This window comes from Lysobacterales bacterium (assembly GCA_014946745.1).
In the GTDB taxonomy this organism is placed as follows: domain Bacteria; phylum Pseudomonadota; class Gammaproteobacteria; order Xanthomonadales; family Xanthomonadaceae; genus Aquimonas.
Genome location: JADCRD010000001.1, coordinates 1,143,723 through 1,156,279, shown reverse-complemented (window position 1 = coordinate 1,156,279; position 12,557 = coordinate 1,143,723). Strand labels below are relative to the sequence as shown.

At 68.3% G+C, this 12,557-nt stretch carries 9 protein-coding genes; 5 read left to right on the top strand and 4 right to left on the bottom strand.

What is annotated here, in order from left to right:
* Nucleotides 1-78: 78 nt before the first annotated feature.
* The 4 genes from H4O13_04715 to glyQ form a co-directional block, all read right to left on the bottom strand.
* Complete coding sequence (locus tag H4O13_04715; protein ID MBE5314688.1) at nt 79-642, bottom strand: GNAT family N-acetyltransferase; 564 nt, start codon at nt 640-642, stop codon at nt 79-81.
* Between the two features lie 320 nt (nt 643-962).
* Nucleotides 963-2,774 carry a DNA helicase RecQ gene (recQ, locus tag H4O13_04710; GenBank protein MBE5314687.1) on the bottom strand — a complete coding sequence of 604 codons (1,812 nt, stop codon included), beginning with the start codon at nt 2,772-2,774 and terminating at the stop codon, nt 963-965.
* A 703-nt stretch (nt 2,775-3,477) separates the two neighbouring features.
* Complete coding sequence (locus H4O13_04705) at nt 3,478-5,667, bottom strand: glycine--tRNA ligase subunit beta (GenBank protein ID MBE5314686.1); 2,190 nt, start codon at nt 5,665-5,667, stop codon at nt 3,478-3,480.
* A complete protein-coding gene (gene glyQ / locus H4O13_04700) occupies nt 5,667-6,635 on the bottom strand; it encodes a glycine--tRNA ligase subunit alpha (protein MBE5314685.1) in 969 nt (322 codons plus the stop codon). Before glyQ ends, H4O13_04705 begins: the two co-directional genes overlap by 1 nt.
* An 88-nt stretch (nt 6,636-6,723) precedes the next feature.
* Here glyQ and H4O13_04695 point away from each other — a divergent pair, with 88 nt between their 5' ends.
* The 5 genes from H4O13_04695 to cysT all read left to right on the top strand — a co-directional run bounded on the left by H4O13_04695 (nt 6,724) and on the right by cysT (nt 12,550).
* The gene (locus H4O13_04695) at nt 6,724-8,535 is read left to right on the top strand and encodes a type II/IV secretion system protein (protein ID MBE5314684.1); all 1,812 of its coding nucleotides are present in this window, start codon (nt 6,724-6,726) and stop codon (nt 8,533-8,535) included.
* Entirely contained in the window at nt 8,532-9,257 is a 726-nt protein-coding gene (locus H4O13_04690) for a glutamine amidotransferase (protein MBE5314683.1), read from the top strand. The genes H4O13_04695 and H4O13_04690 overlap by 4 nt, the downstream gene beginning before the upstream one ends.
* Before the next feature lie 39 nt (nt 9,258-9,296).
* Entirely contained in the window at nt 9,297-10,103 is an 807-nt protein-coding gene (locus H4O13_04685; GenBank protein ID MBE5314682.1) for a hypothetical protein, read from the top strand.
* Nucleotides 10,104-10,722: 619 nt separating this feature from the next.
* Nucleotides 10,723-11,712: a sulfate ABC transporter substrate-binding protein gene (locus H4O13_04680; protein MBE5314681.1), complete on the top strand. Its 990-nt coding sequence runs from the start codon at nt 10,723-10,725 to the stop codon at nt 11,710-11,712.
* Nucleotides 11,702-12,550: a sulfate ABC transporter permease subunit CysT gene (cysT, locus tag H4O13_04675; GenBank protein MBE5314680.1), complete on the top strand. Its 849-nt coding sequence runs from the start codon at nt 11,702-11,704 to the stop codon at nt 12,548-12,550. Before H4O13_04680 ends, cysT begins: the two co-directional genes overlap by 11 nt.
* Nucleotides 12,551-12,557 lie beyond the last annotated feature (7 nt).

The window sequence follows — 12,557 nt, the reverse complement described above, 5'->3', positions numbered from 1 at the left end:
AGCGCGGATGATCCGGCGGCCTTCGCCTGTCCTCAGCCTTCGCCCGTCCTCAGCCGGCGCGCAGGCGCCACTCCCTGTTCACGGCGCGTCCGACGCCATCGACGGGACCAATCGCTTGCGCAGCACCTCGAAGCGAAGATCCTCGCGCCTCGGCTTGCCGAAGCGCTCGTCGCCGTAGGGAAACGGCAGGTACTCACCGGTGCGCGTGTAGCCGCGGCGCTCGTACCACGCGATCAGCTCGCCGCGCTGTGTGATCACGCTCATCCGCACCTCGCGCAGTGCCCAGGCCTCGCGCGCGATGCGCTCGGCCTCGGCCAGCACCGCTCGGCCGAGGCCGCCGTTCTGCAGGCCCGGCCGCACCGAGAACATGCCGAAGTAGACGTAGCCCGGCTTGCGTTCGAGCTGCGCACAGCCGACCAGCTCTGCGCCGACCTCCGAGTCGCGCTCGGCCAGCAGCACGCGGCTGGCCGGATCGCGGATCACCGCCAGCACGCCCGCGACATCGATGCGCTGGCCGTCCAGCAGGTCGGCCTCGGTGGTCCAGCCGGCGCGACTACGCTCGCCGCGATAGCCGCTCTCGACCAGATCGGCGATGGCGGAGGCGTCGGACTCGTCGGCGAATCGAAAGTGGAGTGTGGGCATTTGGAGCGGGGATTGGGGATTGGGGATTGGGATGGGATTGGGGATTGGGGATTGGGGATTGGGGATTCGGGATTCGGGATTCGGGATTCGGGATTCGGGATTCGGGATTCGGGATTCGGGATTCGGGATTCGGGATTCGGGATCGGGATCGGGATCGGGATCGGGATCGGGGATGGGAACTGTCGCAAGTCTTGACAGACTGAGGCTCGGCGTCGGCGTCGGCGTCGGCGTCGGCATCCGCCGCATCAGCCTAAAGCCCCTCTCCCCTGGAGGGAGAGGGGTTGGGGAGAGGGGGATCGATCTCGCGACAAGGTGCCCGCCTACAGCTCCCCCAACGCGTCGAGCACCGCCTCGCCGTAGCGCTCCAGCTTGCGCGCGCCCAGGCCGGCAATCTCGCCGAGTTCGTCGAGGTCCTGCGGATCGGCCTCGGCAATCGCCGCCAGCGTGCTGTCGTGGAAGATCACATAGGCCGGCACGTTCTGCTCGCGCGCCAGCCGCGAGCGCAGCTCACGCAGCGCCAGGAAGCGCGCCTCGGTGTCGGGGTCGGCGAACTCCACCGCGCTGCGCCGCGCGGTACCCGGCTTCGGCCCGCGCTTGCCCTTGATGACTTCAGGGTCGCGACGCAGACGCACCGGCTGCTCGCCTCTGAGCACAGCGCGGCTCGCTTCGGTCAGGCGCAGGGCGCCATAGCCATCGATATCGATCACCGCGAGCCCACCGGCGAGGATCTGCCGATAGACGCTGCGCCAGGTCGACTCGTCCAGCTCGCGTCCCAGGCCGTAGACCGTGAGTTTGTCGTGGCCATGCTGGCGGATGCGCTCGTGGTCGGCGCCGCGCAGCACGTCGATCAGATGCACCACGCCGAAGCGCTGGCCAGTGCGGTAGATGCAGGACAGCGCCTTCTGCACCGCCACCGTGCCGTCCCAGGTGTCGGCCGGCTCCAGGCAGTTGTCGCAGTTGCCGCAGGGCTTTGGATAGACCTCGCCGAAGCCCTCCAGCAGCACCTGCCGCCGGCAGCGCACCGATTCGCAGAAGCCCAGCAGCTGATCGAGCTTGCGGCGCTCCACGCGCTTGCGCTCATCCGACGACTCCGAGCGCTCGATCATCTGCGCTTGGTTGACCACGTCACCCAGGCCATAGAGCAGCCAGGCCTCGGCCGGCGCACCGTCGCGGCCGGCGCGACCGGTTTCCTGGTAGTAGCCCTCCATCGAGCGCGGCAGATCGATGTGCGCGACGAAGCGCACGTCGGGTTTGTCGATGCCCATGCCGAAGGCGATCGTCGCCACCATCACGATGCCGTCCTCGCGCAGGAAGCGGCGCAGGTTCGTCGCACGAATCGATGCGTCGATGCCCGCGTGATAGGGCAAGGCCGAATGACCGAGCTGCTGCAGGGCCTCGGCGGTTTCCTCTACGCGCTTGCGGGTCATCGCGTAGACGATGCCGGTCTCGCCGCGATGGCGATCGAGGAAATCGCTGAGCTGACGCTTGGCGTTCTGCTTGTAGGCGATGCGATAGCGGATGTTGGCGCGGTCGAAGCTGGTGACGAACTGCTTCGCTTCCGTCAGCCCGAGGCGCTCGACAATCTCGCGCTGGGTCGGCGGGTCGGCGGTCGCGGTCAGCGCGATCCGCGGCACGTCCGGCCAGCGCTCGTGCAGCAGGTTGAGCTCGCGGTACTCGGGGCGGAAATCGTGGCCCCACTGCGAGACGCAGTGCGCCTCGTCGATGGCGAACAGGCCGACCTTGACGCGCGACAGCAAACTCAAGAAGCGCCCCGTGAGCAGGCGCTCGGGGGCGACGTAGAGCAGATCGAGATCGCCGTTCAGCAGGTCCATCTCGACGCCGGCGGCGGTTTCGGAGTCCAGGCTGGAATTCAGAAAGGCCGCGCGCACGCCAAGCTGGCGCAGAGCTTCGACCTGATCCTGCATCAGCGCGATCAGCGGCGAGATCACCACGCCGACTCCATCACGCAACAGCGCCGGCAGCTGATAGCACAGCGACTTTCCGCCGCCGGTGGGCATCAGCACCAGACAGTCGTTGCCGGCGACCAGATGCTCGACGATGGCCTGCTGCGGGCCACGGAACTGACTGTGGCCGAAGACCGATTTGAGGGTGTCGTGGAGGCGGTCGGTCATGGGGCTTTGCGCCGGGCACGCGCGTCGGGTGGCGCTTCTAGCCCCTCTCCCAATGGGAGAGGGGTTGGGGTGAGGGCCGGGCGAAGCGCACGCTCCGAGTGTTGCCAAGAATGCCTACTCGGCTCTTTGGCTGCTGGGCATTTCGATAGCCTATCGCTCAAAGCCAAGAGCAAGAGCTTTCGGTCAGCCCTGCGGGCTGCCCGAGGCACTTTCTCTTGAGTGGCCAAGAGAAAGTAACCAAAGAGAAGGCCACCCCTCGTCCGCGCCCTACGCGCATCCCAGCGCTCCGGGTTCGCGTGAGGCGATCGGGGTTTTCGGACAGGCCATCCATGGCCTGTCGAAAACCTTGGCCGCATCCCTGCGGCCAACCCTTCGGGCGGATCGACCGCCTCCTGCCGCTCCCCAGGGGCCCCGGGGAAGGCGCGGGCTCCTGCCCGCAAAAGCTGAGGCGAGAACCGAGTCGCATTGCTTGGCAAAGCTCGGAGCCTGCGCTTCGCCCGGCCCTCACCCCAACCCCTCTCCCGAGGGGAGAGGGGCTTGAAACGGGCTTCGCTTGGGCCCCCGGGGACATCGGCTGCAACCGGCAGCCAATGTGCGCCTTCGAGCCGCTCCCGGGAGGCGAAGGGCTCAAGAGCGCCCAGCGCCTTGACTGAGGCGAGCGTCGAGCTCCGGTGGGTCGAGACCCACCCTATGGGGTCGCGCACTACCCCGCCGCCAACTGGGAGACGTCGGCGACGGCGAGGAAGCGGTCGGAGAGGCGCTTGAGCAGGGCGAGGCGGTTGCCGCGGACCTTGGGGTCGTCGGCCATCACCATCACCGCCTCGAAGAAGCCGTCGACCGTAGGCCGCAGCTGGGCGAGGCGCATCAGCACGCCGACGTAGTCGCGGTTCGCCAGCAGCGGGTCGGTGGCGGCGATGGCGGCTTCGATGGCGCCGTGCAGGCCGCTTTCGGCATCGCCTTCGAACAGGTCCGGGTTGATCTGTTCGGGCAACGCGTCCTCGCTCTTGCGCAGAATGTTGCGGATGCGCTTGTTGGCCGCAGCCAGCGCGGCGGCTTCGGGCAGCTTGGCGAATTCGGCGATGGCCTTGAGCCGCGCGTCGAAATCGGTCAGCGAGGCGGGCTTCAACTCCAGCACGGCTTCGAACTGCTGGGCCGGCACGCCCTGGTCGGCGTAGTAGCCGCGGAGGCGGTCGAAGATGAAGTCGCGGAGTTCGGCAATGTCGTCCGCTTTGGGCATAACGCGCGACACGGCGGAATCCGCGCCCGCCGCAGCCAGCGCGGCCTCGCGCTCGGACGACGGCGCACCCTCTGGCAGCGCCTTCAAAGCCGCGGCGCGGCGCAGCTGCAGAGCGATGTGCTCTCCGACCTCGGCCAGACTGGCTTCGATCGCGTCGTCCACATTGAGGTTCACTCCACCCTCAATCAACGTCCGCGCCAAGCCCAGCGCATTGCGTCGCAGCGCAAACGGATCCTTGTTGCCGGTCGGCTTCAGCCCGGCCGCAAACCCACCCGCCAGCGTGTCCAGCCGCTCGGCCACGGCCAGCAGCTGGCCCAGCTTCGACTGCGCGATCGCGTCGCCGGCGAAGCGCGGCATGTAGACCTCGTCCAGCGCGGCCGCCAGTTCCACAGGCTCACCGGCAGCGGCCGCGTAGTAGCGGCCTGCGATGCCCTGCAGCTCGGGGAACTCGCCGACCATGCGTGACTGCAGATCCGCTTTGCAGTAGCCGGCGGCGCGCGCGGCCAGCTCGGCGTCGACGCCGAAGGCCGGGGCCAGCGAGCGTGCGAGTGCGGCGATGCGCGCGACCTTGTCGGCATAGCTGCCCAGCTTCTGCTGGTAGGTCACGGATCGAAGGCCCTCGTTCATCGAGGCCAGGCCCTGCTTCAGATCCTCGTCGAAGAAGAACTTGGCATCCGCAAACCGCGGGCGGATCACGCGCTCGTAGCCCTTGCGGACCTCGCGCGGATCTTTCGATTCGATATTGGCGATGCCGATGAAGTGCTCGGTGAGCCGGTCTTCGGCGTCCAGCACCGGGAAGAACTTCTGGTTGGCTTCCATGGTGGCGATCAGCGCCTCCTGCGGCACGCGCAGGAACTCGCGCTCGAAGCTGCAGGTGATCGGCTGCGGCCACTCGTTCAGGCACTGCACCTCTTCGAGGATGCCGGCGTCGATGCGCGCCACGCCACCGACGGCCTGTGCCGCCTCGTTCACCAGCGCGCGGATGCGCGCGCGGCGCTCGTCGGCATCGACCAGCACCTTGGCCGCGCGCAGGCTGTCGATGTAGTCCTCGGGCTTGGCGATCCAGACCGGCTTGGCGTGGTGGAAGCGGTGGCCGCGGCTCATGCGGTCGGAGGTGAGCCCCAGCGTCGAGGCTTCGACGATGTCGCCGCCGAGCAGCACGATCAGCCAGTGCGCCGGCCGCGCGAAGCCGTACTCGTGTGCACCCCAGCGCATCGGCTTGGGGATCGGCATCGCCTTCAGCGTTTCGGCCAGCACATCGTTCAACAGGTCGGCCGTGCGCGCGCCCGGCTTGACCGAGCGGGCGACGAAGCGCTCGCCCTTGCTGTCGGTGGTGCGTTCCAGCGCACTCCATTCGACGCCGTTCTTCTGCGCGAAGCCCTTCAGCGCCGGCGTGGGGTTGCCTTCGGCATCGAGGCCGATGTTGAGGTAGGGGCCGAGCACTTCCGAGCGCTGCTCGGGCTGCTCGCTGGCGACGTCTTCGATCAGCACCGCGAGGCGACGCGCGCTGTACAGGCGGCGCGCTGCGCCATGGGTCACGCCGCGCTTGGCGAGGCCTGCGACCACGCCGTCGGCAAAGGCCGCGGCGAGTTCGGGCAGGGCCTTGACCGGCAGCTCTTCGGTGCCGAGTTCGATCAACAGCGATGCAGTGCTCATCACGCGGCCTCCTTGCCGTCGGTGTTCAGGGGCGCGAGCCCGAGCTTCGCGCGCTCGGCTGCATCCTTCAGCACCGGGAAGCCCAGCTTCTCGCGCTGGGCGTGGTAGCTCTCGGCCACCGCCTTGGACAGATTGCGCACGCGCAGGATGTAGCGCTGGCGCTCGGTGACGCTGATCGCGCGGCGGGCGTCCAGCAGGTTGAAGCTGTGGCTGGCCTTGCAGACCTGGTCATAGGCGGGCAGCGGCAGGCCCAGCTCGACCAGCTTCAGCGCCTCGGCCTCGCAGGCGTCGAAGCGGTGGAAGAGTTCCTCGACGTTGGCGTGCTCGAAGTTGTACGCGCTCTGCTCGCGCTCGTTCTGCAGGAAAACGTCGCCATAGGTCACCGGCGTGCCGTCGGGCCCATAGGTCCAGATCAGGTCGTAGACGTTGTCGCAGTTCTGCAGGTACATGCACAGGCGCTCAAGCCCGTAGGTGATCTCGCCGGTCACGGGGCGGCACTCGAGGCCGCCGGCCTGCTGGAAGTAGGTGAACTGGGTGACTTCCATGCCGTTCAGCCAGACCTCCCAGCCCAGGCCCCAGGCGCCCAGGGTGGGCGATTCCCAGTTGTCCTCGACCAGACGCAGGTCGTGCACCAGCGGGTCGACGCCGAGTGCCTTCAGCGAGTCGAAGTAGAGCTCGACGATGTTGTCGGGGTTGGGCTTCATCACCACCTGGTACTGGTAGTAATGCTGCAGGCGGTTCGGGTTCTCGCCGTAGCGGCCATCGGTGGGGCGGCGCGAGGGCTGCACATAGGCCGCGTTCCAGGGCTCGGGGCCGAGCGCACGCAGGAAGGTGGCCGGATGAAAGGTGCCGGCGCCCACTTCAAGATCCAGCGGCTGGATCAGCACGCAGCCCTGCTGGGCCCAATAGGCGTTGAGGCGCAGGATCAGTTCCTGGAATGTGAGCAGATTCGCGGCGTTGGCCGTCATGGTTCACCGGGGCGGCATGGGCAAGCGCGCTAGTATAGCGGGCAGATTTTCGCGGCCCTCCGGCCGCTGGCGAGGAAGCCAAGCCCGCATGAGCCACGTCCGCCGCCCCGCTTCAACGCGCTCCGACAGCCCGCGTCTGCCGAGCGGCCGCCTCTCGCTGGATGTCGTTCTGCCCCTGCTGCAGGACGACGGCCTGATCGAAGCCAAAGAAGCACTGCGCGCCCGCGGCGCAGCGAAGTCGGGCAAGCCGCAGATTGAAGTGCATCCGCTGGTGCTGTTGTCCAACCTGAAGCTGGCCAGCCACGAAAAGGTCGGCACCGAGCTGAGCCTGGAGCGCCTCACCACCTGGCTGGCCGAGGCCAGCCACGTGCCCTACCTGCGCATCGACCCCACCAAGGTCGACGTGCCGGCGGTGACCAGCCTGTTTTCGCACGCCTACGCGCAGCGCTTCCGGATTCTGCCGGTCGAGGTGTCGCCCGAGCGGGTGATCATCGCCACCAGCGAGCCGCGCGACACTCGCTGGCTGGAGGACATCCGCCACATCCTGCGCCGCGAGATCGAGCTGCGGGTGTCCAATCCGCTGGATATCCATCGCTACACGATGGAGTTCTTCGGCGTCACCCGCTCGGTGCGCAAGGCCAAGAATGCCAACGACGAGCAACCCCAGGCGGGCCTGCCCAGCTTCGAACAGCTGGTCGAACTGGGCGCCAGCGGCGAGGTCGGCGCCGACGACCGCCACATCGTCCACATCGTCGACTGGCTGCTGCAGTACGCCTACGAGCAGCGCGCCTCCGACATCCATCTCGAACCGCGCCGCGAGCTGTCGCGCGTGCGCTTCCGCATCGACGGCGTGCTGCACAAGGTGTTCGAGCTGCCGACCCCGGTGATGATCGCGGTGGTCAGCCGCATCAAGGTGCTGGGCCGCATGGACGTGGCCGAGAAGCGGCGCCCGCAGGACGGCCGAATCAAAACCCGCTCACCGGGTGGGCGCGAGGTCGAAATGCGCCTGTCGACCATGCCGACTGCGTTCGGCGAGAAGTGCGTGATGCGCATCTTCGACCCCGACACTGCGCTTAAACCTGTGGAGGCGCTCGGCTTTTCGGCCGACGAAGCCACCGCCTGGAGCGACCTCACCACGCGCCCGCACGGCATCGTGCTGGTGACCGGCCCCACCGGCTCGGGCAAGACCACCACGCTGTACTCGACGCTGAAGCGGCTGGCCACGTCGGACGTCAACGTCTGCACGGTCGAGGACCCGATCGAAATGATCGCGCCCGAGTTCAACCAGATGCAGGTGCACCAGGCCATCGATCTCGACTTCGCCTCGGGCGTCCGCACCCTGCTGCGGCAGGACCCCGACATCATCATGATCGGTGAGATCCGCGACCTCGAAACCGCGCAGATGGCGGTGCAGGCCTCGCTGACCGGCCATCTGGTGCTGTCGACCCTGCACACCAACGACGCCTGTTCGGCGATCACCCGCCTGCTCGATCTCGGCGTGCCGCACTACCTGATCCAGTCGACCTTGAACGGCGTGCTCGCGCAGCGGCTGGTGCGCACCCTGTGCCCGCACTGCAAGCGCGAGGCGCCGATCGACGGTGCCGCCTGGCGCGGCCTGGTCGGCAAGCACGCGCTGCCGCAGCCGGCGATGGGCTGCGCGCCGGTGGGCTGCCTCGAATGCCGCAACACCGGCTATCTGGGCCGCATCGGCCTGTACGAAATGCTGCTGCTCTCGCCTGAGCTGCTGGGGCGGATCAAGCCCGGCATGGACCTGGGCGACTTCACCCACGCCGCCATGCAGTCCGGCATGAGCCCGCTGCGCTGCGCCGCCGCCGCGCACGTCGCCGCGGGCCTCACCACCATCGAAGAAGCCCAGACCGTTCTACCCCCGGAAACATGAGCCACCTGCCCTTTCTGATTCTTGAAACCGGTCGCCCGGTGCCTTCGCTGCGCCGGCTCGGCCCCTTCACCCACTGGATCCGCGTGGCCGCGGGCTTGGGCGCGCGGGAGACCGCCGTCTGCGCGGTGCTCGACGGCGCCGACCTGCCCGATCCGAAGCGCTATGCCGGCGTCTTCGTCACCGGCTCGGCGGCGATGGTCACCGAGCGTCTGCCCTGGAGCGAGCGCAGCGCCGAGTGGCTGCGCGAGGCCGAAGCCCGCGGCCTACCGCTGTTCGGCATCTGCTACGGGCACCAGCTGCTGGCGCATGCCTTTGGCGGCGAGGTCGGCTACAACCCGCGCGGTCGCGAGATGGGCACCGTCGCGGTGCGGCTGAAGCCCGAAGCGACGCGCGATCCGCTGTTCGGTGGCCTGCCCACCGAGCTGCCGGCGCACACGACCCACCTGCAGACCGTGCTGGCGCCGCCGAAAGACGCCGTCGTGCTGGCGCAGTCCGATCGCGACGACTGCCAGGCTTTTCGCGTCGGCGCGCAGACCTGGGGCGTGCAGTTCCATCCCGAGTTCAGCGCGCAGATGATGCGTGGCTATATCCGCGCCCGCGGCGAGGACCTGCGCCGCGAGGGCTGCTGCCCACATGGCCTGGCCCGCGACGTCCGCCCCGCCCCCAGAGCGCGTGAAGTGCTGCGGCGCTTCGTGCGGCATGCGCGCCAGCGTCACGCCTGAGCCTCGATCGGCCCCTCATTAGTTCTCCGGAGTCAAGGAATGCACTTCAAGCGCGTCGAACCCGCACAGGCCGTGGAATGGATCCGCGGCGCCGTGCAGCTGCTGCTGGCCAATCCAGCGCCCTTTCTGCTGATGGGCCTGGCAATCACGGCGATCGCGGTGGTGCCGCTGCTCGGCGCCATGGCCCTGCTGATCGTCGGCCCGGTCTTTTACGCCGGCATCGCCAGCGCCGCGCGCACCCAGAACGAGGGCGGTCAGGCCGATTTCGACCAGCTGATGGAGGGCTTCAAGCAGCCCGGCAAGGCCGGCCCACTGATTGCGCTCTGCCTGCCCAGCGTGGCCTTCGTCATCATGGCGGCCGTGCTCGGGGTGATGGTGCTGCTGAGTTCCGGTGCGGCCGCGCTGATGGCCGAGGGCGGCAAGGCCGTTGACCCGAGTACGGTCGACCCGGTCACGCTGTTCGGCAGCGGCGGCCTGTTCATGCTGATGCTGCTGCTGGTTCCGCTCGGCATCGCCACGGCCGCCCTGTTGTTCTTCGCCCTGCCGCGGGTGATGTTCGATGGCGTCGACCCGTTTCCGGCCATGCGCGAAAGTGCCCAGGCAGCAGCCGCCAACTTGGGCGCCTTCCTGCTGACGGTGGCGACCCTGTTCTTCGCCCGCGCCGCGCTCGCCCTGCTGCTGAGCTGGCTGCCCTTCTACCTGGGCGCGCTGATCGTCGGCAGCCTGTTCACGCCGCTGATCGCCTGCGTGCTCTACCTCGCCTGGAAAGATGTGTTCGCGCGCCCGGCGGGGAGCGAGAGCAACGCCGCAGAGCCGCCGTCGCCGCCGCCGGTGATCGAGGTCTAGCAGGCGGTCGAAAACCAGCCTGCCAGCCCGGCCAAGGATGGCCGGGATGACGAAGCAAGCGCGTAAGCGATTGATGTGTCATGAGGCGGTACGGACCTGCGCAGGACCGCAGATTTGAAAACTCCCCGGAAGAGAGTTTTTCGACGCGCTGCCAGGGAAGGGCCGAACACCTCCGTCCTGGAGTTCATCAGACGTCGCGAATCCGGACTCACTCCCGCGGGATTCAGCGCGTGCATGCTCGATCCGCGTGCGCGCCGTCGCTTGGCGTGCGGGAGTGGCTTTGGCCCCGCTCACCAGAGCGCCTTGAGCCCCGGCACTGCGCTGTGCGCGGCGCACCCGGCCGCGCACGCTGCGGCTGCCGGCTCGCGTCGCTGGCACCGGGGCTTCGACCGCTGACGGTGGGCTGTCGGCCGCAATCACGCGCGGCTCAGCTGCGGCAATTCGCCCCAGACCCAGGCCGTCTTTCTGTACAGGCCCCTGCCGAACTCCTATCGTGAGGGTAGGCTTATGAGCTTTGGGACCTATCGCGAGCGAGAAAGCCGTTTCCTCCGGACGGGTGCGAGGCCCGACCCTTCGGCCCGTGCCCTACGTGCCCTGCCTTTCGTCCACGGTGAACGCCATGCATCGCCTCCTTGTTGCAGCCCTCCTGCTGCTGTTAGCCGCAAGCAGTTGGGCGCAGAGCCTGCTCAACGTCTCCTACGACCCGACCCGCGAGTTCTATCGCGACTACAACGCCGAGTTCACTCGCCACTGGGAGGCGCAGGGCCACACTGCGCCGCGCATCCAGACCAGCCACGGCGGCTCGGGCAAACAGGCGCGCTCGGTCATCGACGGGCTCGAGGCCGATTTGGTCACCCTGGCCCTGGCCTATGACATTGACGCGCTGGTCGAGCACGGCCAGCTGCTCGCGCCCGATTGGCAGCAGCGCCTGCCGCACAACAGCGCGCCCTATACCTCGACGATCGTATTCCTGGTCCGCCGTGGCAACCCCAAGGGCATCCGCGACTGGGGCGATCTGGTGCAGGAGGGCCTCGGCGTCATCACGCCCAATCCCAAGACCTCGGGCGGTGCGCGCTGGAACTACCTGGCCGCCTGGGCCTGGGCGCAGCGCCAGTACGGCGGCGATGAGGCGAAAACCCGCGACTACATCAGCCGACTGTTCAAGAACGTGCCGGTGCTGGACACCGGCGCCCGCGGCTCGGTCACCACCTTCGCCCAGCGCGGCATCGGCGACGTGCTGCTGACCTGGGAGAACGAGGCCTTCCTGGCCCTGCGCGAGTTCCCCAACGCCGGGCTTGAGATCATCGCGCCCAGCCTGTCGATCCTGGCCGAGCCGCCCGTCGCCGTCGTCGATCGCAACGTCGATCGCCGCGGCACCCGCGCCGTCGCCGAAGCCTATCTGCAGCACCTGTACTCGCCCACCGCGCAGGCGCTGGCGGCCAAGCACTACTACCGTCCGCGTCTGCCCGAGCACGCGGCCGCCGAAGACCTCGCCCGCTTCGTGCAGACCGAACTGGTCACCATCGAGGCCGAGTTCGGCGGCTGGCAGAAGGCCCAGGCCACCCACTTCGCCGAGGGCGGCGTGTTCGACCAGCTCTATGGCCAGTGAGGCCCTGAGCCTGCCGCCGCTCAAGCCGCGTCGGGCCCTGCCCGGCTTTGGCCTGAGCCTCGGGTACACCACGGTCTGGCTCAGCCTGATCGTGCTGATCCCGCTGTCGGCGGTGTTTCTGAAGGCCGCCGGCCTCGGGCTCGAAGGCTTCGTCGACAAGCTGTCGGATGCGCGCACGCTGGCCGCGCTCAAGCTCAGCTTCGGCACGGCCCTGCTGGCGGCTGCGATCAGCACGGTGGCCGGCTTGCTCATCGCCTGGGTGCTGGAGCGCTATCGCTTTCCCGGCCGGCGCTTCTTCGATGCGCTGGTCGATCTGCCCTTCGCCCTGCCTACCGCCGTGGCGGGCATTGCCCTGACCGCGCTGTACGCGCCCAACGGCTGGATCGGCCAGTGGCTGCAGCCGCTGGGCATCCAGGTCGCCTACACGCCGCTGGGGATCCTGCTGGCCCTGGTCTTCGTCGGCCTGCCCTTTGTGGTGCGCACGGTGCAGCCGGTGCTGGCCGAGGCCGAACGGGAACTTGAAGAAGCCGCCGCCACGCTGGGCGCAAACGCCTGGCAGACCGCGGTGAAAGTGATTCTGCCGAGCGTGCTGCCCGCGGCCATCGGCGGCTTCGCGCTGGCGTTCGCGCGCGGCGTCGGCGAGTACGGCTCGGTCATCTTCATCGCCGGCAACCTGCCGAAGGTGTCCGAGATCGCGCCGCTCCTGATCGTGATCCGGCTGGAGGAATTCGACTACGCCGGTGCTGCCGCCATCGCCTGCGCGATGCTGCTGATGAGCTTCGCCATCCTCTTGATCGTCAATCTGCTGCAGACTCGGGTGAGCCGCCGTGGACGCTGAGACCGCC